Consider the following 22,662-nt stretch of genomic DNA (forward strand, 5'->3'; position numbering starts at 1 on the left):
AGATCGAGGGCGTCGCCGCGTCGGACTGGGCATTGCACCCCCGGCCCTCGACGGTCATAACGTCCGAATCGCTGACCGTTCGACTGCACGTATGCTGCATTGTTGCCAGCGCCACGAAGCGCAGCAGCGACCGCTCGTTCGCCTTTCGAGGGAGGAGACCCGGAGAGAATCAGCGCGGATCTATCAGTGCCAGTGCCTGGTCCGCGGTGCGGCACCCCGCCGTGGTCAGTTCGAGATTTGCCAGCGAGGCCGCGCCTGCTTCCGCGGTCGGCGCCGCGGCACAGTCCGCGATCGGATAGACGGTGAAGCCCAGATCGGTGCCGTGGCGCGCGGTTTGCTCGACCGTGAGGTTGGTGGCGACGCCGGTGATGAACAGGGTGTCGATCCCTTGATCGGCGAGCCAGTCGGCCAGCTTGTTGCCCGCGAGGCCGGAGAGCTTCTGGTTGTCGAAGACGATGGTCGGCTGTTCGATCATCTCCGGAATGAGCTGGCTACCAGGAGAATCCGGACGAAAGTCGGTCTGCGCCGCGCCGACCGAGCGCATGAACCCGGTATTTCGCACCAGCTCGCCCTCCCCGATCGGAATGGTGAACCGGGTGAAGACCACCGGCAGGCCGCGCTCGGCGGCCGCCTCATGGAAGCTCCGCGCACGCGGCACGACGCCACTGGCAGCGACCGGACCCGACAGCATCGGTCCGAAAAACCCTTCGGGCCGAATCACATTCACTTGCCAGTGCAGCGCGAGAACGGCCGCGCGGATGCGTGGGATAGCCATATCCGATCCTTACGCATACGCGCCGCCGTTGTCCACCGAACAGACGAGACCGATCCGACCGGGGATCAGGACGAATAGTCTTTGCGCAGTTGACCTTTCACAACCTTGCCACTCGCATTGCGGGGCAGCTCGGCCACGACGACCAGATCCTTCGGATGCTTGTAGCGCGCCAGATTATCGTTGAGGAAGGGCGCCAACTCCGCCAGCGTGAGCTCGGTGTCGGCATCGACAAGGGCGACGATGGCGACCGGGACCTCGCCCCACTTCTCGTGTGCCCGCCCGACCACCGCCGCCTCGCGGATCTTGGGGTGCGCGAACAGCACGTTCTCCACCTCCGCACAGTAGATGTTCTCACCGCCGGAGATGATCATGTCCTTCTTGCGGTCCACGACGTAGAGGAAGCCCTCCTCGTCGGCGCGAACCAGGTCACCGGAATGGAACCAGCCGCCCGCGAAGGCATCCGCCGTCGCCTCCGGCTTGTTCCAGTAGCCGGACATGAGAGTCGGTCCGCGGTAAACGATTTCACCGACCTCGCCGGGGGCGACATCGTTCATCTCGTCATCGACGATGCGAGCCTGGATGGTAGGGATGGGCTTGCCGACCGAACCGAGCTTGCGGATCGCGTCCTTGCCCTCGAGTACACAGGTAATGGGCGACATCTCGGTCTGGCCGAACACCGCGACATTGGCGGCGTTCGGGAAGCAGTCGGCCATCGCCCGCAGCACCGTGTCGGAGGCGGGGGCCGCGCCCCAGCTGAGCATCGTCAGCGCGAGTTTGCGGTCCTTGACCGTCGGCTCCGCACAGATCATCTGCCACTGCGCGGGCACGCAGAACGCCGCGGTGGCTTGCTCGCGCTCGACCGCGTCGAGGAAGTCGGTCGCGTCGAAGGCGCCGAGCGGGTGCAGGACCGTCTTGCCGCCGAGCAGGAAATACGGTGCGAGACTACCGATTCCGGCGATGTGGAACAGCGGCGAAGTACAGAAGCCGACGGAATCGGGACCGAGGTCCATGGCTCGAATGCAGGTCAGCGACTGGGCATTCATATTCGCGTGCGAGAGCACCGCGCCCTTGGGGCTGCCGGTGGTGCCCGAGGTGTACATGATCAGCGCCGGAGTGTCCTCCGGGATGTCGAGCGGAGTGTGCGGCGCACCGCCCTCGACGAGCACGTCGTCGTAGCCGACTACGCCGTCGGCGGTTTTGCCGCCGATCACGATGCAGCTCTCCAGCGCGGGCGCTTGCCCCTGCACGGCGGCGGCCAGCGGCTGCAGCATGGTGTCGGTGACGATCGCCTTGGCGCCGCTGTCGCCGACGATGTAGGCGACCTCGGGCGGGGTGAGGCGGAAGTTCACCGGCACCGCGATGGCGCCGATGGCGGTGATACCGAAGATCGCTTCGAGGTACTCGGGGTAATTCAGCGCGAGGATGAGCACCCGATCGCCGAACCCGACGCCACGCCGGGCGAGGGCGTCGGCGAATTTCAGCGAGCGGTCGTTGAGCTGCTGCCACGTGGTATCCACCTCACGGAACCGAATCGCGACCGCGTCCGGGCGCATCTGCGCGTGTGCCGCGATCTGGTTGTTCCAGTGGTTGCGCCGCGACCTGATCGGCTCGTCGAGCGGCTTCACACCAGTGGTCATGCCACGAACTCCTCTCGGACCGTCGTGTGTCCGCCGGAGAGTCCGGTAGCGCTGACGGGCTGAACTGAAGCCAGAATAACAACTAACTTACCGGTCTATCAAGAGACCAAGATATGAATCCTCGTTAATCGCCTCAGCGTGAGCCTCGGTGCACATAAATATCCCTTAGCTGCACATATATCGAGAGCACCGACGCGACAGCGAGGACCTCGGTCGAACGAACCGTAGGCAAGTATGCGAATGTCGGCTCACTTAGGAGTTGAACGTGAGGCGATTCTCGTGTCACCATCAGTGCCTGAGGCGGATGGTATGCAGCTGTCCACCCCGGACGACGGCGTCCACCCGTTCCGGGCGAGCACCGCGCCCGCGCAAGGCATAGGAGAAACGCAATGCTGCGTACCAGGTTCACCGAAACCTTCGGCGTCGAGCACCCGATCGTGCAGGGCGGCATGATGTGGGTCGGCAGGGCCGAACTCGTCGCGGCCGTCGCCAACGCGGGCGGACTCGGCTTCATCACCGCGCTCACCCAGCCGACTCCGGAGGACCTGCGCCGCGAGATCGCGCGCACCAGGGAGCTCACCGATAAGCCGTTCGGTGTGAACGTCACGATCCTGCCGTCGATCAACCCACCGCCCTACGCGGAATACGTGCAGGCCATCATCGACAGCGGCATCAAGATCGTCGAAACCGCGGGCAGCAACCCCGAGCCGTTCCTGCCGTACTACAAGGACGCGGGCATCAAGGTGCTGCACAAGTGCACCAGCGTGCGGCACGCACTCAAGGCCGAACGTATCGGCGTCGACGGCGTCAGCATCGACGGCTTCGAGTGCGCAGGCCACCCCGGCGAAGACGACATCCCCGGCCTGGTCCTGATCCCCGCCGCGGCCCGCGAACTGCGCATTCCGATGGTCGCCTCCGGCGGCATCGCCGACGCCCGCGGCCTGGTCGCGGCACTGGCACTCGGCGCAGACGGGGTGAACATGGGCACCCGATTCCTGTGCACCCAGGAATCCTCTATCGCACAGAAGGTGAAGGAGCAGATCGTCGCCAACTCCGAGCGCGACACCCAGCTCATCTTCCGCACCATGCACAACACCGCCAGGGTCGCCGATAACGAGATCAGCCGCAAGGTCGTCGAAATCGAAAAGGCCGGTGGCACTTTCGACGATGTCCGCGACCTGGTCTCCGGCGCGCGCGGCCGCCGCGTCTTCGAAGAGGGCGACCTCGACGCCGGCATCTGGTCGGCGGGTCTGTGCCAGGGCCTGATCCACGACATCCCGAGCTGCGCGGAACTCATCTCACGCATGGTCACCGAAGCCGAAGAGCTCATCACCGCTCGGCTGGCGCAAACCGTCGTCGTCGACTGACCCGACGCGGAAAACCCTTCGACCGCCCAGCTATCCGGAACGTAGGCTCGGCGGACGAAGAAGGGGGTTTCCTATGTCGACGTTGCAGGTCACCGCGGAGCGGCTGGTCGTCCATCCACATCCGAATGCCGAGCGGCTCGAGCTCGCTCAGGTCGGGCTCTATCGTGCGGTAATCGCCAAGGGGCAGTTCGCCACCGGGGACTACGCGCTGTATATCCCCGAGCAGGCCATCCTGCCCGATGGGCTGATCGAGGAACTCGGACTGACCGGAAAGCTGGCAGGCGGCGCGCGCAATCGGGTGAAGACGGTGCGGTTGCGCGGCGAGGTTTCGCAAGGGATCGTCTGCCTTCCCGGTGTGATCGGCACGGTGGATCTCGCGCAGGCCGAGGCCGCCCGAACCGATTTCGCCGAGCTGCTCGGGGTGACCAAATGGGTGCCCCCGGTGCCGGTTTCGATGTCGGGACAGGTGGAATCCGCACCGGATCTGATTCGGTGGATCGATGTCGAGAACATCAAGCGATACCCGGACATTTTTGTGGCCGGCGAAGCGGTGGTCGCGACGGAGAAGGTCCACGGCAGCGCGTGCCTGATGACCTATGTCCGCAACGACGACCGGGTTCATGTGTCGTCCAAGGGAATCGGCGGGCAGTCCTTGGCACTGACCGCCGCCGACGGCAACCTGTACTGGCGGGCCGTGCGGCGGTACGGGCTGATCGAGGCCGCGCGGAAAATCTCCGAGGCACTCGATCTTTCGCGGATCGGCCTGTTCGGCGAGGTGTTCGGCGCCGGGGTGCAGGATCTGCACTACGGCGCGGTCGCGAGCCGGGACGAGACGCTGGGATACGCGGTATTCGACATCGCGGTCGAGCCGGTGGGTCCCCCGCTGCGCTGGCTCGGGCATCACGAGATCGGTGCGCTGCTCGATGAACTCGGCATCACTCTGCCGCGTGTCCCGGTGCTATATGACGGGCCTTACGACATCGATCTGCTGCTCGAACTCGCCGAGGGCACCGAGACCGTCACCGGCTCCGGAACCAATATTCGCGAGGGCCTCGTGGTTCGGCCTGCGGTGGAACGCTATTCGACGGTGCTCGGTGGGCGCGCCATCGGCAAGGTCGTGTCGAACGCGTACCTGCTGCGCGACGGCGGCACCGAATACGAGTAAGCGGTGGCCTCGCCTTCGTTCTAGCCGAGCACACCAGCGGCGGCGGCGCCTTCACTCGAGCCAAGCGCACCAGCGGCGGCGTCGCGGGGGTCGAGGAACATCGTTGAGTCGGTGCACTCGCCGCTGGCCCGGGCAGCCTCGGCGTGGTCACCGCCGACACGATCCCGAGCTCGGTGGTGCTGAGACCGCCCGCCGTGCCGTGTGATTCGTCGGCGGGCCTGCCCTCCATCGCGGCGAGGCGCCAATTCGTCATCGGAGTGTCAGTAAATCCGTCTTCCGCGGCCGCGCCGCCGACCCGTCGTAGGCTGGTCGGGCCACGGGGAACACGTTCGCGAGGGGATCACGAAATGTGCAGTCTGCAAGAACGTTTCAGCGACACCATCACCGAGGTCAAAAGGCTGGACAACGAGCCGAGCATCGAACTGCGGACCACCACGCACGAGCCCGCCGCACGCTAACGGGAAAATGGGGGTTTACCCGGAGGCGGTAGTGGACCGTCCTTGATACCTTCGCTGCACAGAACGTTTCGATGTGCTGTGCGGACCCTGCGGTGGGGTTCCGTTCGAGTAGGAAGCCGACCCTTGCTGACAAGAATGAATCCGGGCCGCGCGCGGGTGACGGTGGCGCGAGCCGTCGTGATCACGACAATGGCGCTGGCTCCCGCAGCCGCGGCGGTGCCCGCGCTCGCCGCTCCCTGTACGACGGTTCTGACCGTCGGCTGCCAGTCCGACGGCTACGACACCTTCGGTTACGACAGCTTCGGCCGGGACCGCTTCGGCCGCGACCGATCCGGTTACGACAGTTTCGGCCGCGACCGCTTCGGTCGGGACCGATCTGGTTACGACAGTTTCGGTTACGACAGCTTCGGTCGGGACCGCTTCGGCCGGGACCGCTTCGGTTACGACAGCTTCGGTCGGGACCGCTTCGGTTACAACCGACAGGGTTGCGCTCGAAACGGCGAGGACAAGCCCGAGGCCGACCATGCCGCATGCGAGAGTGCGCGTCAGGCGCTTCCGCCGACCGGCAGCGCTTCTTGAGTTGAGCGGATCGGGCGCGGTTCAGCGTGCGCGAGCTTGTCGACGCCAGTAACCCCCTGGACTCGGCGTGTCGGATCATGATCCTCGAAGACCAGCTCGCCGAAGCCGAACGCATCAACACCGACTTGCAGCGCGCCCTCGACGACCGGCCGCCCGGAAACCCCTCTTCGAGCTCAGTGATCCCGACCGCCGGGCTGTAGAGGCGGTATCGCCTACGACGCGGCCAGACTCAACGGGTATGTGAACCGAATCGCTGGCCCGTCAGCAGCCACTAGCCTGGCCCCCGGAATCCCGAAGCTGACCCGATCCGCAAAGTAGCTTCGCGCTCAGGGCAGTCCTGGAGCGGCTTCCGTCGCCGCTGGGTTCGCAAGAGGTGCGTCAGCTGAGCCGCCCGAGCCAGTTGGTACGGCGCCTGCTTGGTTCAGTGCGGTGGCGATGATCGACCCAAAGTGCTTGTATCTCGCGTCTTCTGGCAGTTGGACCGCGAGTCGTTCCGCCTTTGAAGACATGCCTCGGAGACTGCTTCCGCGCCGACCGAATTATGCGGAACCGACGCACCCGATCCAATGGGATCCGTTCCCGATTGACGACAGGGTTTAACGACAGACAGTAGGGTGAACCGAAACCCACCGGGCCGAGGCGAAATAAACACTGCGATGGCCGAACTCGTCTACACCCGCGTATCCACCGACGAGCAAAGCACCCTGCGCCAGACCCACCTCATCACCGAGTCCGGTCTCCTCGACGGCACCCACGGCGTGCGGCTGTTCGCCGACCCGGCCACCTCATCCAAGATCCCCGGACTCGAACGCGAGGGATTCCGTCAGTTGGCTGAATACGCACGAGCTGGGGACCGGCTGACGGTGTCCGAGCTGTACCGACTCTGCCGCGACCTCGCCGACATCCTCGCCGTGCGCGACTGGTGCCAACAACACGGCGTGAAGCTGCGGGTGCTGTCCGGCATCACCGACCTCGCCGCGGCCGACGCGACCACCACCATGCTGGTCAACGTGCTGATCTCGGTCGGCCAGTTCCAGCGCGACCTGCAAAACGAACTCACCCGCGAGGGCCTGGCCGCCGCCTGGGCGCAAGGCGTCAAATCCAGGCGCCGCCCGCAGGTCGCCACGCTCGGGGCGGTGGACGAGGTCCGCCGGCAATACCGCGAAGGGGCGAGCATCGCCGCTCTGGCACGCAGGCACCTGGTGAGCCGGGTCGCGATCCGCACCGCGATCGCCGACCTACTGCCCGGCCGAGGCGAACAAACCGCACGCGCCGACAACGAAGAACCACACCCGATCCGAATCGAGATGCCGGGCAAGATCGCCCGCCACCTGACCGGCTACAGCGGCGATCTCGGTGACACCGAGCGCCTCGCCCTGCAACAAGGCCGGCAAGTGCGACGTGGCCAAGGCTACAGCCTGCACGTCACCGCACTGCCACATGTATACCGAGCACTACTGGCTGCCGCCGAAACAGTCGGAGAGAGCGCTTCGGCCGCTGATCGCAAGGCATTTCGGATCTACAGGGACCGACCGAACGACGCGACTATCTGATCAATCCGCAGCGTATCCGGTGAATTCCTGGGCGGTCGTTGTGACCATGCGACCGCCCATCGCGTGCACCGCGGAGCGCAATCGAGAATCACCGCTGGGCGGCAATGGCATTGACCACACCGGCGAACCGTCTGCGCCATCGATCGCCTGCACGGTGACGCCGTCGGTCAAGATGAGATGGCTTGCGTCGGTGATGCCTTCGTACCTCGTGAACTGTGAGGTGTTCGCGAATGGCGACGGCTGCTGCCAGATTCGATGTCCGTCGGTGAGATCGAGACCGGAAAGCGTTGCGCCATCGAGCGATCGGACGATCACCGTATCGCGCACCACTCCGACTATCGCGCCCTTGCGTCCCGTGAGATCGTCGAGGCCGATCAGCGCATTGGTCCACAGAACTCGGCCGCTCGTCCGGTCGTAGGCGCTCTCCCCGGTAAGGATCGGCAGTGGTGTCGCGGTTGCGGCCGGATACCACTCGAGGATGAAGCTGGCATTGGCGACCTCGGTGATCCGGTGGCCATCGCGACCGAGCAGCGCGACTGTTCCCGCACTGCCGCTGCGATCGATCACCTGCGTGGCGATCAAGCCGCCGTCGAAGACGTGGCCGACGGGAGCGGTGAAAAGCAGCTCACCGGAACGCAGATCGAATACGCGGACCTTGCCGTCGCGCCCTTCCCGGAAGTAATCCGGGGCGTCGATCCGGGGAGTAACGGGTTCGCCGGGAATCGGTGTCGGATACGTCTTGCGCCAGGTCGCGGCGATATCGGCAACGGTCCCTCGCGTAATGACAGCGGTCTGCCAGTCCGCGGTGCGCCCGGCAACGGAGACAACGCCGTCGCGGACCGCGATGTCCATGACCTCGAAATCCGTTGTGTGGTCCGTGAGTACCCTGCCGGTCGCACTGTCGACGATCAGCACTCGATGTGTGCCGCGACAGGTGAGCAGCCCCTCGAGGACGATTTCACCACAGCCGTCGACTTCACCGACATCGGTTGTCCAGCGCGGCTTTCCGGTGTCCGGGTCGATACCGTGCATTCGCACCGGACCGACCGGCAATCCAGCCTCGCCGGTTGCGCTACCCGGCACCGCGGTGGCCGCCACGATCAGCGTCCCGGCGTCCATCAGCCCGCCGTATCCGTAGTAGCGGCCCAAACTGTGCGGGGCCGACAGCAGGACCGCACCGGGCTCATCGGACAGATCCGAGGCGCGCACCGTCCACCGCGGGGCGGGAGCGGAGTCGAGCTGGGGCGAAATACGAAACCTGCCGCCCAACACCGGAGTCGCTTGCTGCGACTGCCGAGGTGACCGGTCCGTCCACACGATCGCCGCCACGCCCACCACCACGCCTACCACCACGACCAGCACCACGATCCAGATCCCGCGCCTGTTCCGACCGGTGAACCACTGTGTGGCCGAGTTCATGCGACTGTCTCCCCCAAGCATCGATCTGATCCAGACTCCAGTCTGGATGCGCCCCCACGCAAGGTATCAGCTACTTCCGAGGTGGGAATGGAGACCGGAGCGGTTTCGCTGCCCGGTAGTTCACTGAAACCAGAAGACCCCCAGTCGGACAATCCGGCCGTTTACCTCGGTATTCGCCGGGTATCGCCGCACCGATCGGCTGTATCCGAGTTCGAAGGAGCACGTGGATGGACGTTCTGCCCGGCACATCGACAAGTCGCGCCAGGCAGCTGTCCGTCTTCGATCGATTCGTCACGAAAGCCTGTGAATTTGCCTCTCGCGCAGGCTTTTCCGTGTTCTGCGTCGTCCTGGTAGTGGTGTGGATGCCATCAATCATCGCAGCGGATTTCTCAACGATGTTCCTCGACCCCGTCGCCTTCACTCGAGCCAAGCGCGCCAGCGGCGGCGTCGCCTTCATTCGAGCCAAGCGCACCAACAGTGGCCACGCCTTCACTCGGGGCTCGACAGATCGACGCGGTCGGAGTCAGTCGAGCTCGAGGCGGACGAGCTCGACGCGGCTGGCCACGCCGAGTTTAGGGAAGGCGCGATACAGGTGGTGCCCAACGGTTTTCGGACTCAGAAACAGTTGGGCGGCGATCTCTTTGTTCGTCGAACCGGCGGCCGCCAGCCGGACCACCTGGAATTCCTGCGGGGTGAGGACCGCGGCCAGATCGGTTTCCGGCTCAGGCACCACGCCCTCGCCCGCCGCACGCAGTTCGGTGCGGGCACGTTCGGCCCACGGCGCGGCGCCGAGACGGTCGAAGATCTCCAACGCCTTGCGCAGGTGGGTACGGGCCTCGCCCGCGCGCCGTTCACGGCGCAACCATTCGCCGTAGAGCAGGCCGGTGCGCGCGTAGTCATACCAACGCTCCACTGCGGCATGCAGTTTCAATGCTTGCCCGAACAGCTCGCCGTCGCCGTTGAGTTGCGCCTTGCAGCGCAACGTCAAAGCCTCGGCCCATGGCGATTCGATAGCGCTGGACCACTCTTCGATATCGGTCAACGCCTCGACGGCCCGCTGCGGACTCCGCAGCCGTGCGGCGGCTTCCACCAGGTCCGATAGCAGATCGATCCACTGGCCCCGCGCCCGATTCGGCGAATGGTACTGCGCCTCCAGCCGATCGAGCGCGAGCTCGTTGCGCCCGAGACCGAGGTCGAGCAATGCGAGCGCCCATTGGAAGTGCGCGACATCAATGGCGTTGTAGTCGCCGGGCGCTTCGCGCAAATTGCGTTCGGCGAGTTCGCGGCAGCGCTGCTCGTCACCTCGGACAGCCGCGATGATCGCCAGATTTCCCTCGGCATGGCAGACCCGGTTGGGCTGGCCGATATCGGCGGCGATCCGCCCGTACTGGGTCGAGGTGAGCTCGGCTTCGCGAAAGCGACCGAGGATCAACTCCGTCGTCGCCAGCGTGCAGCCGACGGCGGGCAACCAGCCGATCATGCCGCGATCACGCAGCAACTCGGCCAACTCCGCCAACATGTCCCGCGCGTCGGGCATATCGCCGATCAGCGCTGCCTGCAGCGCGTAGGCGAGCCGGATGGAGATCATTTCGAGTGGAATGGCGCGGCTGAAGGCCACACTGGCGCGGATCTGCGCGACCCCGGCCGCGCGCTCACCGGAATGCAGCATGAGTGGCCCGTTCACCGACGAAACCAGCAGCGCTCCCTGATCACCGAGTGGCAACGCCGCCATCCGGTCACGCGCCCGGACGACCCCGGTGAGGTCACCGGCGGTCCACGACGCGCGCCCCGCTTCGATCAAGGTCCACGCGGCACGCTCGGGATCGACCTCGGCGAGGTGCTCGGCAGCCTCCATGAACAGGTTGTGCGCCTTACGCAGTGAGCCGTGCTCGAACTCGATCAATCCGCGCACCCCGCCGATCCGGCCGCGTTGGCTCGGGTCGAGGTCCAATCGCTCGGCCTGCTCGGCAAGACGAAGAGCACGGTCGGTCCGGCCGGCCTCTGCGGCGATTTCGACCGCAGACATCAGCCGCCGGGCCCGCACGGCCGGGTCCGGCGTGAGCGATGCGGCGCGCTCGAGTGCCGCGGCGGCCGAGGCGTGACCGGTCCGGTCGCGGGCCCGATCGGCGGCGAGTTCCAACGCCGCGGCGACGGTCTCGTCCGGGCCCGTCGCGGCCGCGGCACGGTGCCAAGCACTGCGGTCGGGATCGTCGGCCAGCGCTGTGGCAATGGCAGCATGCACCGCGAGACGCTGGGTGAAAGACGCGCTGTGGTAGGCGGCCGCGCGCTTGAGCGGGTGCCGAAACGACACGGACGGTCCCGTGATGCACACCATGCCGGAACGTTCGGCCTCCGCGAGCGCGTCTGCGGTGAGCCCCATTTCGGTGAGCACCCGCAACACCAGACCGAGGTCACCGGTCTCCTCGGCGGCGACCACCAGCATGGCTATGCGGGCTGCCTCGGACTGGTCGGCGATGAACTGTGCATATCCGCTCTGCAGACGCGACGGCAGCGGCAACGGTCCCAGCTGCGGCGAATCGAGATCCATCCGCGGCAGTTCGAGCAGCGCCAAGGGATTGCCCGATGCCTCGGCGAGCACCCGCCGACGCACCGCAGGCTCCAGGTCCGGCCAGAAGTCCGCGAGCAGGGCAGCGGCGGCTTCGCCATCCAGCGGCACAGGCCGCAATTCCGGCAAACCGGGCGCGATGAATTCGGTACGGCCCGCGAACAGCATCACGATGCCTTCGGCGCCGAGCCGTCGAGCCGCGAACAGCAATGCGTCGGCCGAGGGGCGATCCAGCCACTGCGCATCGTCGATCAAACACAGCACCGGACCCTCGGCGGACAACTCGGCCAGCAGTGACAAGGTGGCGACTCCGACAAGGAACCGGTCGGCCTGCTCGGCCGGACACAAACCGAGCGCGCCGCGCAGAGCGTCGCGCTGCGGACCCGGCACCGCGTCGATCCGATCCAGCGTCGGGTTGAGCAAGAGGTGCAGGCCGGCGAAGGGCAGTTCGGATTCGCTCTCGATGCCGGTGCAGCGCAGCACCCGCCAACCAGCCCCGGACAGTTCCTCGGCATGGTGCAGCAACGCGGACTTGCCCTCGCCCGCCTCCGCGATGATCGCCAGCGCGCCGCTACGGGAGTGGCGCGCCCCGTCCAGCAATCTTCCGATCTGCTGTATATCTCCAGCGCGACCGTAAAGCATGTACGCCAACCTAAGGGGCCGGCGGAAAATCAGCAAACGGGATTCGGTCGCTGAACTGGTCCACTACCTATTTTGCGGCCAGCGCGGCGACGGCGGTGTAGTCGTGGGCCGCGACGATATCGATGCCGTCGGGCAACGCGTGCAACCGATGGATGGTGGCGAACGCGGCATCGCGGTCGGCGTCGAATAGTTGACCGGGCATCGGCGCCTTCTCCCGAATCAGCTCTACCTGCAGCTTGTTCCACACCGCGTCACCGGCCAGCAGCACTCGGCTGCCGTCGTCGACCGCGAGCAGTACGCCGATGCTGCCCGGCGTGTGCCCGGCCAGATCGACGAGCAGCACCGAGCCGTCGCCGAACAGGTCTTTGCTGCGCGGGAAGGTCGCGACCGGTGGCCCGTCGAGCTCGAAGGTGTCGAAGGTGCGGGCGCGCAGCGGACCGCGGGCAACACCGGTCGGGGCGTGCTCACCACCGAGCGCCCAGGCGTGCTCGGCGGCGGGCAGGCGGATCGCTACGGAATCGGGCAGCTCGAGCAGACCTGACACATGGTCCCAGTGCAGGTGGGTCGGGATCACGAAGTCGATCGTGGTGACGGCGATATCGCGGGCGGCAAGGGCATCGGAGAGCCCGAGCACGGGCTTGTGCGGGGCAACCAGCAGCGGGATCGGGAACGGGAGTTCGGGCAGCACTCGATCGTGCACGCCGGAACACAGCGCCGGATCCACCAGGAAGCGCGCGCTCGGGTGCTCGATGAGGTAGGTCGACATCGTCATCGGCAGCTGACCGATGCTCCGCACGCCCTCGGCGACGATGGTCGTCGGCGCCGACATCCTGCCCTGCATCAGCACCGTGAGTCCGACGGTGACCTGCGCGGGCGGCAGCGGTTGCGGACTCAGGCTCGCAAGCAACGCGGCATCGGGGCGCCGCGGGCGCAGCAACCGCCCCGGCGTCGCAGCTACCGCAGCGCAACAGCGCAAGACAGTGGGAAGGGTGGGCGTCCGCTCGCTGCTGTCGGCCATCGTGCCACCGTAGGCGATCGAGGCAGCCGGTGAAAGCGGCGGGGGGCCAGGCAATTTCCGGCCTTGCCCACAACGATTTCTGCGGCATAATTTCTGGGGTACCGGCCGCCACCGTCAGCAGCCCGCGGGCGGCAACTTCCGTGCGGCAACTTTCGGTCGAAGGGGAGGGAGATCGATGGCGTCCAGTCTTCCGAACCCGTACAGTCGGCGAACCGCACTCACCACCGCGGCCGTCGCCGCGATCGCGGATCTGCTCGGTGTCGAGGCCGCCGCGGTGTCCACCAACGCCCCGTTCAGCGAACTCGGACTCGGCTCGCTCCAGCTCGCCCGGCTCACGGCGCGCCTGGAAGATGCCATGGGCGTCGAGGTTTCACTCACCGCGCTCTACGACAACCCGGATATCGAGCAGCTTGTCGAGTATCTCGCGATGCGATGACAACCACCACCACATCCGACCGGCCGTATCCGCCGGTATCAATCGTCGGTATCGGCTGCCGGGTCCCAGGTGCCGCGGGCGTTGCCGACTTCTGGCGGCTGCTGTTGGAGGGCAGGGACGCCACCGGCGAACCACCGGCCGGACGGCTCGGTGGGCGCCGCGGCGGGTATCTCGACGATGTCGAATCCTTCGACAACGACTGGTTCGCCATCTCCGGCCGGGAGACCGCGCTGATGGATCCGCAGCAGCGGCTTGCGCTGGAGGTCGCGGTGGAGGCCATCGACGATGCCGGAATCGGCTACCGCACCCGAGGTTCCGGTGCGGCCGTCGTCTTCGGCGCCTGCTCCTACGACCACGGCATCGCGGTGCTCGGTCACGGCGGAAACGATGCGCCCTACGCGGTGACCGGCGCCGCGCTCAGCATCATCGCCAACCGGCTGTCCTACGTGCTCGACCTGCACGGACCGAGCCTGGTGGTGGACAGCGCATGCTCGTCCTCGCTGGCCGCGGTGGACCTCGCGCTGCGCATGCTCGCCGACGACGCGGTGCCGTTCGCCATCGTGGGCGGTGTCAATCTCGCGCTGCTGCCGCATACTTCCGACTACCTGGCCGAGGGCGGATTCCTGGCACCCGACGGCCGCTGCAAACCGTTCGACGCCGCAGCGGACGGCTACACCCGTGGCGACGGCTGCGGCGTGGTCGTCCTGCAGCGCACCGCCGACGCACTGCGCGACGGCAACCGGGTGTACGCGGAGATCGTCGGCTCGGCGGTCGGCTCGGACGGCCGCTCCAATGGCCTGTATGCGCCGAGCGGCCGCGCCCAGCAGGAAACCCTGCGCACCGCATGGGCGCAGGCCGGGCTCGACCCGGGCACGGCAGGCTATCTCGAATGTCACGGCACCGGTACGCCATTGGGTGACGCGGTCGAGGTCGGCGCCATCGCAGCGGTGCTGCGCGGCGACCATTCCGGCGCGACCTGGATCGGCTCGATCAAATCCAATATCGGTCACCTCGAGGCCGCGGCGGGCGTCACCGGCCTGATCAAAACGGCGCTGTCCATTCGGCACGGCGTGATCGCACCGACCATCCACTTCCACACCGAGAACCCGCTGCTGAAACTCGCCGAGCACGGACTGCGCGTCCCGACCGAACCCATCGACTGGAGCAACACCGAGGTGACCGAACGCCGAGCCGGTGTGAGCTCGTTCGGATTCGGCGGCACCAATGCCCATGTGGTCTTGCGCGGCATCGCCACCGAACGCCCGCACCGCGGCGGCGAGCCACCTGTCCTGATCGCGGTCGGCGGGCGCGATGTCGCGGACCTGCGGGCCCGGGCAACCGGGTGGGCCGACCTGCTCGAGCGGGCCGACGGGCCTGGGGCCGACGCCAGTACATTGCGACAATTCGGTTCAGCCACAGTGCGATTGATTCCGGAGGGCACTCGGGCCGCTGTCGTCGCCCAGGATGCCGGCGAGGCTGTCGGACGGTTGCGGGCCCTGGCCGCCGCAGACGCGGGCGTCGGCGTGCTCGGCCCGAGTTCGGTGCGACAACGCGGCGGCGTCCTGTTCCTGTTCTCCGGCCAGGGGAGCCAGCACTCGAAGATGGGGCGGGCGCTCGCGGCCCGCTATCCGGTGTTCGCCGCAGCCGTCACCGAGGCTGCCGACGCGATCACCGAGGCGGGTGGTCCGCGAATCTGGACTCCGCGCAAAGGGTTTGCCCTCGCATCCTCGGTTGCGAACAACGGCAGTGCGGCCACCGAACTCGTGCAGCCTGCGATGTTCGCCTTCCAGCTGGGGATGGCGAAATTGTTGGCATCGTGGGGTGTCACGCCCCATGCGGTCGCCGGCCACAGCCTTGGTGAGGTAGCGGGAGCGGCCGTGAGTGGAGCACTGTCGCTGCCGGACGCCGCCCGCGTCATCGTGCGGCGCAGCAGCATTCTGGCGCGGCTGGATGGTCACGGTGCGATGGCCGTGGTGGAGGCAGCGCCGGACGAGGTGGCGAACCTGGTGGAACCACTGCGTGCGATGGTGGGAATCGCGGCGATCAACGGACCGCGTTCGGTTGTCGTCTCCGGCGCACCCCGATATGTGGATACGGTGGTGCGCCGGGCCAAGCGGCGCAAGCTGTTCGCGCAGCGGATAGCCGTGGACTTCGCCGCGCACAGCCCGCAGGTCGCGGCGGTGCTGCCCGAATTCGTCGACGCACTCGACCATCTCGAACCGCTGGTACCCCACACACTGGTCTATTCCACGGCGCACCAGGGCAAAACCATCAGCACAGCCGAGATGGACGCCAACTATTGGGCCGACAACGCTTCGGGCACTGTCGAACTCACCGCGGCCCTCGAGCACGCCGCTGCCGACGGACTCACCACCGTGCTGGAGATCGCACCCCATCCTGTGCTGACGCCGGCCGTTCGCGAGCATGCCGACTTCCAGGATTCGACCCACCCCGTAGCAAGCCGCGACGACGAGGCCGCGGCCTTTCTCGCCTGCCTCGGGCGGCTCTACACCGAGGGACGATCCGTCGACTGGTCCGCGCACGGGCCGTTCACCGCTGCGCCGCCACCCCGGCATTGGATAAAACACCGATTCCCATTGATCGGTGCGCTCGATGCCGCCGCCGTTGCCCCGAGCCCTCTCCTCGGCGAGGGTGGCGACAATCCACCCCTCGAGCCGACTCTCCGCACGAGTCGCGAGGGCGGATCGGCCGAGGCAACTATCGCCGAATCGGCCTTTCCAGCAGACGATCTCGCCGACCACGTGGTGCAAGGCGTGCCGACCGTGCCTGCCGTGTTCTGGCTGCGCCGATTGCTGCACCTGGCGCGCGGAGCGGCAGCCACGGCTGTTGCCGACTTCGTGGTGCACGAGCGAACCGATCTGACCGCGCTGCCTGCGGTTTCTTATCGGCGCGACGACGAGGACGCCAGCGTGCGGGCGGAGGTCACGGGTGCCGGGACGCTGGCATCGGCTCGGCTCGCCGGTGACCCCACACCCGCCGATATCGTCGCATGGATGCGGGTGGTCGATGCAAATCGAGCGGCCCGTCGCCGCATGCGCAGGATTGATCCCGATGGTTTCTACGAGGCGCTGCACGGCCGGCAGCTGACATACGGACCCGGTTTCCGCCCGCTGCGCGGTATCGAGGCAGGCCACGATTGTGCGTTGGGCGCCTTCGATGCCGCACCGCTGCAACGCGCCGCGACACTCGATGGCTGCCTGCAGCTGCTCGCCGCGGCAAGCTCCGACGCCCTGCCCTCCGATGCGGTCCCACTGCCGGTCGGCATCGAATCGGCGTGGCTGTCCACAGAATCGGACCGCGTGGTGCTCGAGGCGCATGCCTTCGTACGTGAACGCACGGACACGGGCCTGACCGGCGACATCGTCGGCACCGACCAGCACGGCGTCCCGGTGCTGGCCATGTCCGGTGTCATGGTCCGGTTCGCGGCGCTCGGCGCGTATCCGCCACCGATCCAGTCCGGTTCGGCCACCGGACCCTTCCGCCGCCAGATATGGCGGCCGATACAGCTCGAGTTGCCGGACGACATGTCGACGAGCAGTCCCGCTCGCGGATCCGGGACCACGCAACGAGCTCTCGTGATCGGCGAATCGGAGTTGGCCATGCGGCTGACCAGGGAACTCGACCGGACGCTGCCCACTGAAAGGGTCGCCCGCGAGCCCGACGCCGCCGGCCCGATCGTTTCCGCCGTGCTCGCAAGCCGGACCACACCCTCGCGCACCGCGGTCGTGCTGGTGTGGCCGTCCGGACTCGAGGCAACGCGGCAGCGCGAATTCACCAGCGCGGTCCCCGCGGTGGGACGGATTCTCGATGTGATCCAACGCGTCCAGTCCGACGACGCCACTGCCTCATTGACGATCGTGCTCCCCGACCACGGCCTGCCCGCCGGGACGACGGCACCGCCCGAGCCGGGCCGCGGCACCGATAGCTCGGTACCGATGGCGATCGCCGGTTTGGTGCGCTCCCTGCAGCTCGAGTCGGGTCACGATGTCCGACTGGTGTGGAGTGATTCGGCCGCGGAGAGCACCGCGCTGCTGCGCAGCATCATTGTCGAGACATCCACCACGCGGACCGGTCGGATACCTGAGGAGCTGCGAATCACGCACGGCGTCACGGCCATCCGCCGGTTCATCGCCGCGCGCCGCCGATCCGCATCGCCGGCGCCCATCGACACCAACGGGACTTACGTGGTCACCGGCGGGCTCGGTGCGCTCGGCGCTGTCGCGGTGCGCTGGCTGCTCGATGCGGGGGCGCACGATGTGGTGGTGCTGACCCGTGCACCCCGGCCGGTGCCCGCGCTGTTGGAGGGTCTGGAGGACCGAATCGTCGTCGTTCGGTGCGACGCCGCCGATCGAAACGATCTGCGCAACGCGCTCAACGATATTCGTGAATGCGGTTCCACCATCCGCGGTATCGTGCACGCGGCGGGCACCCTGGAGGACGCGGTATTCGAGGCTGTCAGCGGTCGGCAGCTCGCACGCATGTTCGCGCCGAAGCACCGTGCCGCAAGCAATCTGATCGAACTCACTGCCGCCGACGCCACCGATTTCGTCCTGCTGTGCTCTTCTGCCACCGGCGCACTCGGTGCACCCGGCCAGGCCGCCTATGCTGCTGCCAACGCGGCCATGGACGCACTCGCTCTCGCCTATCAGGATCGTCGAATAGTGAGCGTCGGCTGGGGCGTCTGGGCATCGGGGCTTGCCGAAGTCGCCGGCGGGGCGGCGCATATGGGGCGCGCGGGTATCTCCGCATTCACCGCGGCGCGAGGTGCGCAGCTGCTGGCACAGGCGTTGCACTACGACGACGCCTACCTCCTCGCACTGGACTACGCACCGACGTCCGACACCTCGCCGGTCGCCCTTCGCCTCAGGGACTTACTCACCGCAGCCGACGACTCCGCAACAACGCCGGCACTCCCCGACCGATCGAAAATCGATGCCGCCACCAGCCCGACCCCGCCGCAGGACCCTTCCGAACCACTGACCGCAACCATCCGCGCCGTGCTGAGCGCCACCCTCGACCTGCCCGCCGAACACCTCGATCCCACCACTGACTTCAATGAACTCGGCCTCAGCTCCTTGCTCGGCATCGAGATGCGACGCCGACTCGAAGCCCGGCTCGATGTCCGAATCTCGACCGCCGAACTCTTCGAGCACCCGACCATCACCGCGCTCGCCGCGGCCCTTGCCGAGCGGGTGGCCGCGGCGAATCCCCGCAAGGTCCAGTGATGCCATCGAAAACTGCTCCCCCGCACAATGTCCTGGCAGCCCGGGTGGCCGAATGGGCGGCTACCAAACCTGGTGCCGATGCCTATACCGAATTGCGCTACCGCGGTTCGGAATGCCTACCCGTCACCATGAGCTACGCCCAATTGCACAGCGCGGCGGGGATGCTCGCTCAACAGCTCAGGGCTTCGACCGATGCCGGCGACCGAGTTGCAATCCTGTGCGACCACGGCATCGACTATGTCGTCGCGTTCCTGGCCTGCCTCTACAGCAATCGTGTTGCCGTCCCGCTTTTTCCGGCCACGGGCACCCGCAATCATGCTCGAATCGAGGGCGTGCTGGCCGATGCCCGACCGGCACTGAGCCTGGTCTCGGCGACGGACCGGATGACCGCCGCGCTCTTCGGCCCAGCCCTGGGCAACGTGCTCACCCTGCCGGCGGATGTCGCCGCCGCGGCCGTGACAGATCCAACGATCGACACGCTTCGCGCCGACCTCGCCTACCTGCAATACACATCCGGCTCCACCCGAGCCCCTGCCGGGGTGGAGGTTACGCACGCCAATTTCGCGGCAGCACTGGATCAGGTGTGGTCCGCCGTGCCTGCGGTGCGGCACAAACCCATCGTGACCTGGCTGCCGTTCTTCCACGATATGGGCCTGGTCCTCGCTCTCTCGCTGCCGCTGTACTCGGGGGTGCACGGGGTGACCATGGCACCCGCGGAATTCGTGAAGCGACCCATCCGATGGTTGCGCGCCTGCAGCGACTACGGAGCGGGAACCACCGGCGGCCCCAATTTCGGCCTCGCCCTCGCCGTCTCGTCGACCACACCGCAAGAGCGGTCCGGACTCGACCTATCCCGGCTGGACGCAGTGCTCAACGGCGCCGAACCGATCCGCGCCGATGTACTCGCGGACTTCACCGAGACCTATGCCGCACACGGCTTCCGCAACCACGCGCACACCCCCGGATACGGCTTGGCCGAGGCGACGCTTCCGGTAACAATCTGCCGGTCCGAGGATGACCCCGTCGCGCTCCGATTCGATCGCACGGCCTTGGCACAGGGACTGGCGGTCGTCACCGCCGATGGCGTGCCCCTCGTCGGCTGCGGCAGCGCGGCGGGCCAACAGGTCGCGGTGGTGCATGCGGTCGAGCGAATCGAGGTTGCGGACGGCACCGTCGGTGAAATCTGGGTCGCTGGTCCGAATGTCTGCGCGGGCTACTACGGCAACCCCGACGCCACTGCACAGCGCTTCGGCGCCGGATTGCCCGGCAGTGCCGAATCCTGGTTACGAACCGGTGATCTCGGCTTCTGGCATGAGGGACAGCTCTACATCGCGGGCAGGCTCGGGGACCTCATCGTCATAGATGGCCGCAATCACTTCCCGGCCGATATCGAAACAACGGTGGCGGCGTGCGCGCCCGAGGTGCGTCCCGGTCATGTGACCGCGTTCGGCCACGACGACGGCCGCCGCGAAGAAGTGGTGGTGGTCGCCGAGCTGGTGACAGCGGAGACCACGGCGGCCGACGAACTGGCCGCGCTCGCCCACCGGATCCGGATAGCCATCGCCACTGTGCACGAGGTGCCGCCCGGCGCGGTCGTGCTGGTCGAGCCCGGCCGCATTCCGAAGACCTCCAGCGGCAAGCTGCGCCGCGGCGAATGCCGGGCACTGTACGGGTCGGGCAGGCTGCCGCAGCTGACCGCTGTCGGCGCCGAGCCGCCACGGCAGTAGGTACAGCGGCGCGCAGCGACACGGAAAGGCGCACGCTTCCCCGTTATCGGGAGCCGCGACCGCGATGATGAGGCCATGACGACCGAAATCATCTCCGTGATCTGGAAAGACCACCCCGACGAACACGACTATCCCGCCGCTGCGGATTACCTGGAGTTGCTGGCCGAAGCAGGGATCGTCGACGCCGTCATCGCATGCCTGCGTGACGCCCCGATCGTGCACAAGAAAGCCAAGGACATCCTGCGGGCCGCCCGGCTGGAACTGGTCGGTGCCGAGAATCCGTATGTCCGACGAGATCTCATCAAGATCAACAACGGCACGGCGCTCTCGCCGATCCTGCTGGTGCGCGGCGACTTCCGAGCCGGTGTGCCGATGGTGATCGCGGACGGCTACCACCGGGTGTGCGCTGTCCACTGGGCCGACGAAAACATCGCGATACCCGCGAAAATCGCCGCCCTGCCGTGACGTTCTCCACCCTGGCACTTGTCGTGGCGCTCGGCCTGTGCGGACCGATCCTCGCCGTGCGTCGGTCGTGGCGCATTCCGGTGATCCTGGGCGAGTTGATCGCCGGAATCCTCTTCGGCAGCACGGGTTTCGGGTTCCTGCACACTTCGGATCCGATTTTCACCTTCCTGGCGAATATGGGTTTCGCGGTGGTGATGTTCGTTGCGGGAACCCATGTCCCGGTGCGGGATCCGGCCGTCCGATCGGCGCTCGGGGTGGGCGCAATTCGTGCCGGTATGGTCGGATTGCTCGCCGCGGCAGCAGGTTTCGGGCTGGCCGAGTGGTTCGGCACCGGGCACGGCGGGATCTATGCGGTACTCATGGCTTCTTCGTCGGCGGCGCTGGTGCTGCCGATCATCGACTCGCTCGGCTTACGGGGAAAGCCGGTACTGGCATTGACAGCCCAGGTCGCCATTGCCGATACCGCATGCGTGATTGCGTTGCCGCTTGTCATCGACCCCGCCGAGGCGGGGCGCGCGGCACTCGGCGCCATCGCGGTGGCAGTGGCCGCCGCCATCTTGTTCCTGGTTTTGCGGCAGCTCGAGCTCTCCGGTGCGCGCCGCCGCGTGCACCGCCTGTCCGAGGACCGCGCCTTCGCCCTAGAGCTGCGGGTGAGTCTCGCCGTGTTGTTCGCACTGTGCGCGCTGGCAACCCAGACGCACGTATCGATCATGTTGGCGGGCTTCGCCGCCGGGCTTGCGGTCGCCGGGATCGGGGAGCCACGCCGGGTCGCCCGTCAGCTCTTCGCCATCAATGACGGCTTTCTCGGTCCGCTGTTCTTCGTCTGGCTCGGCGCCCGGCTCAATCTGCGCGAATTCGGCGAGCATCCGAAGCTGATCGGGCTCGGCCTGTTCCTCGGCGTCGGGGCGATCCTTGTGCATCTGGCGACCCGAGCCGTCGGACAGCCGCTGGCCTTCGGCGCGCTTGCCGCCGCACAGATCGGCGTGCCGGTCGCCGCGGTAACCGTGGGCACCCAACTGCATGTTCTGGTGCCGGGAGAATCTTCGGCCGTGATGCTCGGGACACTGTGCACGATCGCCGGGGCCGCATTGGCGCCAAGCTGGACAGCGGGCGCCACAAGAGCCGATGACTAACGGGGCGGGGTGAGCTGTCTCGCGGCCGAGCAGCCGATCGGGAAGAGCCGGCGGCTAGCCCGGCGGGGTCAACTGTCTTCGCGGCCGAGCAGCCGATCGGTCTCCCGGCGTTCACGTTTGGTCGGCCGACCCGAGCCCCGGTCGCGGCGCGGCATCGTCGCGAGAATCTCGCGCGAGGGCGGCGGCGGGCTGTGGTCGATCAGGCATTGCGCAGCAATCGGAGGTCCGACACGTTTGGTGACGATTCGCTCCACGATCACGATGCGCTCGATGCCACCGGCGCGGATTCGCACCTCGTCGCCGGGGCGTACCGGTTGGGCAGGTTTGGCCGCGGCGCCATTGACGCGGACGTGCCCTCCGCGACAAGCCTCAGCCGCCGCGGACCTTGTTTTGAACAGACGCACCGCCCACGTCCACGAGTCGACTCGCGCCTGTGTCGCGGTGTTCTGATTGCCGGGTACGGCTGGTGCCACCCG

16 protein-coding genes are annotated in these 22,662 nt (G+C 67.1%); 10 read left to right on the forward strand and 6 right to left on the reverse strand.

What is annotated here, in order from left to right:
- Positions 1–169 precede the first annotated feature (169 nt).
- Together OHQ90_RS04380 and fadD5 are read right to left on the reverse strand one after the other, a co-directional pair.
- Positions 170–775: a cysteine hydrolase gene (locus OHQ90_RS04380; RefSeq protein WP_328407576.1), complete on the reverse strand. Its 606-nt coding sequence runs from the start codon at positions 773–775 to the stop codon at positions 170–172.
- A gap of 65 nt (positions 776–840) precedes the next feature.
- Positions 841–2,412, reverse strand: coding sequence for a fatty-acid--CoA ligase FadD5 (gene fadD5, locus OHQ90_RS04385; RefSeq protein ID WP_328407578.1), 1,572 nt, complete (start codon positions 2,410–2,412; stop codon positions 841–843).
- 389 nt (positions 2,413–2,801) lie between these two features.
- Between fadD5 and OHQ90_RS04390 the strand changes: the two genes are divergently transcribed.
- The 5 genes from OHQ90_RS04390 to OHQ90_RS04410 all read left to right on the forward strand — a co-directional run bounded on the left by OHQ90_RS04390 (position 2,802) and on the right by OHQ90_RS04410 (position 7,534).
- A complete protein-coding gene (locus OHQ90_RS04390; protein ID WP_328407580.1) occupies positions 2,802–3,779 on the forward strand; it encodes an NAD(P)H-dependent flavin oxidoreductase in 978 nt (325 codons plus the stop codon).
- A gap of 73 nt (positions 3,780–3,852) precedes the next feature.
- Positions 3,853–4,944 carry an RNA ligase (ATP) gene (locus OHQ90_RS04395; protein ID WP_328407582.1) on the forward strand — a complete coding sequence of 364 codons (1,092 nt, stop codon included), beginning with the start codon at positions 3,853–3,855 and terminating at the stop codon, positions 4,942–4,944.
- Between the two features lie 581 nt (positions 4,945–5,525).
- The gene (locus tag OHQ90_RS04400) at positions 5,526–5,981 is read left to right on the forward strand and encodes a hypothetical protein (protein ID WP_328407583.1); all 456 of its coding nucleotides are present in this window, start codon (positions 5,526–5,528) and stop codon (positions 5,979–5,981) included.
- Positions 5,982–6,058: 77 nt separating this feature from the next.
- Positions 6,059–6,181, forward strand: coding sequence for a hypothetical protein (locus OHQ90_RS04405; RefSeq protein WP_328407585.1), 123 nt, complete (start codon positions 6,059–6,061; stop codon positions 6,179–6,181).
- Between the two features lie 456 nt (positions 6,182–6,637).
- Positions 6,638–7,534: a recombinase family protein gene (locus OHQ90_RS04410; RefSeq protein WP_328407586.1), complete on the forward strand. Its 897-nt coding sequence runs from the start codon at positions 6,638–6,640 to the stop codon at positions 7,532–7,534.
- On the opposite strand, the gene OHQ90_RS04415 is transcribed toward OHQ90_RS04410, so the two are convergent.
- The 3 genes from OHQ90_RS04415 to OHQ90_RS04425 all read right to left on the reverse strand — a co-directional run bounded on the left by OHQ90_RS04415 (position 7,535) and on the right by OHQ90_RS04425 (position 13,179).
- On the reverse strand, positions 7,535–8,953 hold the full coding sequence (locus OHQ90_RS04415; protein ID WP_328407588.1) for an outer membrane protein assembly factor BamB family protein: 1,419 nt from the start codon (positions 8,951–8,953) through the stop codon (positions 7,535–7,537).
- Positions 8,954–9,476: 523 nt separating this feature from the next.
- Positions 9,477–12,161, reverse strand: a complete 2,685-nt coding sequence (locus OHQ90_RS04420) for a helix-turn-helix transcriptional regulator (RefSeq protein WP_328407590.1) — start codon at positions 12,159–12,161, stop codon at positions 9,477–9,479.
- Between the two features lie 67 nt (positions 12,162–12,228).
- A complete protein-coding gene (locus OHQ90_RS04425) occupies positions 12,229–13,179 on the reverse strand; it encodes an MBL fold metallo-hydrolase (RefSeq protein ID WP_328407592.1) in 951 nt (316 codons plus the stop codon).
- Positions 13,180–13,354: 175 nt separating this feature from the next.
- Here OHQ90_RS04425 and OHQ90_RS04430 point away from each other — a divergent pair, with 175 nt between their 5' ends.
- The 5 genes from OHQ90_RS04430 to OHQ90_RS04450 all read left to right on the forward strand — a co-directional run bounded on the left by OHQ90_RS04430 (position 13,355) and on the right by OHQ90_RS04450 (position 22,186).
- Positions 13,355–13,615, forward strand: a complete 261-nt coding sequence (locus tag OHQ90_RS04430) for an acyl carrier protein (RefSeq protein WP_328407594.1) — start codon at positions 13,355–13,357, stop codon at positions 13,613–13,615.
- Complete coding sequence (locus OHQ90_RS04435; RefSeq protein ID WP_328407596.1) at positions 13,612–18,861, forward strand: SDR family NAD(P)-dependent oxidoreductase; 5,250 nt, start codon at positions 13,612–13,614, stop codon at positions 18,859–18,861. Before OHQ90_RS04430 ends, OHQ90_RS04435 begins: the two co-directional genes overlap by 4 nt.
- Positions 18,861–20,588, forward strand: a complete 1,728-nt coding sequence (locus OHQ90_RS04440) for a fatty acyl-AMP ligase (RefSeq protein ID WP_328407598.1) — start codon at positions 18,861–18,863, stop codon at positions 20,586–20,588. Before OHQ90_RS04435 ends, OHQ90_RS04440 begins: the two co-directional genes overlap by 1 nt.
- A gap of 87 nt (positions 20,589–20,675) precedes the next feature.
- Positions 20,676–21,053, forward strand: a complete 378-nt coding sequence (locus tag OHQ90_RS04445; RefSeq protein WP_328412535.1) for a hypothetical protein — start codon at positions 20,676–20,678, stop codon at positions 21,051–21,053.
- A complete protein-coding gene (locus OHQ90_RS04450) occupies positions 21,050–22,186 on the forward strand; it encodes a cation:proton antiporter (RefSeq protein WP_328407600.1) in 1,137 nt (378 codons plus the stop codon). Before OHQ90_RS04445 ends, OHQ90_RS04450 begins: the two co-directional genes overlap by 4 nt.
- A gap of 68 nt (positions 22,187–22,254) precedes the next feature.
- Here the strand turns inward: OHQ90_RS04450 and OHQ90_RS04455 are convergent, their stop codons facing one another.
- On the reverse strand, positions 22,255–22,659 hold the full coding sequence (locus tag OHQ90_RS04455) for an RNA-binding S4 domain-containing protein (RefSeq protein WP_328407602.1): 405 nt from the start codon (positions 22,657–22,659) through the stop codon (positions 22,255–22,257).
- Between the last annotated feature and the right edge of the window lie 3 nt (positions 22,660–22,662).

Origin of the sequence: Nocardia sp. NBC_00403 (genome assembly GCF_036046055.1) — a bacterium.
Lineage (GTDB): Bacteria > Actinomycetota > Actinomycetes > Mycobacteriales > Mycobacteriaceae > Nocardia.

Excerpts from the sequence above, each read along its gene's own strand:
- OHQ90_RS04390 (WP_328407580.1), top strand. The coding sequence starts at position 2,802 with ATGCTGCGTACCAGGTTCACCGAAACCTTCGGCGTCGAGCACCCGATC.
- OHQ90_RS04405 (WP_328407585.1), top strand. The coding sequence starts at position 6,059 with ATGATCCTCGAAGACCAGCTCGCCGAAGCCGAACGCATCAACACCGAC.
- OHQ90_RS04425 (WP_328407592.1), bottom strand. The coding sequence starts at position 13,179 with ATGGCCGACAGCAGCGAGCGGACGCCCACCCTTCCCACTGTCTTGCGC.
- OHQ90_RS04395 (WP_328407582.1), top strand. The coding sequence starts at position 3,853 with ATGTCGACGTTGCAGGTCACCGCGGAGCGGCTGGTCGTCCATCCACAT.
- OHQ90_RS04440 (WP_328407598.1), top strand. The coding sequence starts at position 18,861 with ATGCCATCGAAAACTGCTCCCCCGCACAATGTCCTGGCAGCCCGGGTG.
- OHQ90_RS04380 (WP_328407576.1), bottom strand. The coding sequence starts at position 775 with ATGGCTATCCCACGCATCCGCGCGGCCGTTCTCGCGCTGCACTGGCAA.
- OHQ90_RS04430 (WP_328407594.1), top strand. The coding sequence starts at position 13,355 with ATGGCGTCCAGTCTTCCGAACCCGTACAGTCGGCGAACCGCACTCACC.
- OHQ90_RS04410 (WP_328407586.1), top strand. The coding sequence starts at position 6,638 with ATGGCCGAACTCGTCTACACCCGCGTATCCACCGACGAGCAAAGCACC.
- fadD5 (WP_328407578.1), bottom strand. The coding sequence starts at position 2,412 with ATGACCACTGGTGTGAAGCCGCTCGACGAGCCGATCAGGTCGCGGCGC.
- OHQ90_RS04420 (WP_328407590.1), bottom strand. The coding sequence starts at position 12,161 with ATGCTTTACGGTCGCGCTGGAGATATACAGCAGATCGGAAGATTGCTG.
- OHQ90_RS04435 (WP_328407596.1), top strand. The coding sequence starts at position 13,612 with ATGACAACCACCACCACATCCGACCGGCCGTATCCGCCGGTATCAATC.
- OHQ90_RS04415 (WP_328407588.1), bottom strand. The coding sequence starts at position 8,953 with ATGAACTCGGCCACACAGTGGTTCACCGGTCGGAACAGGCGCGGGATC.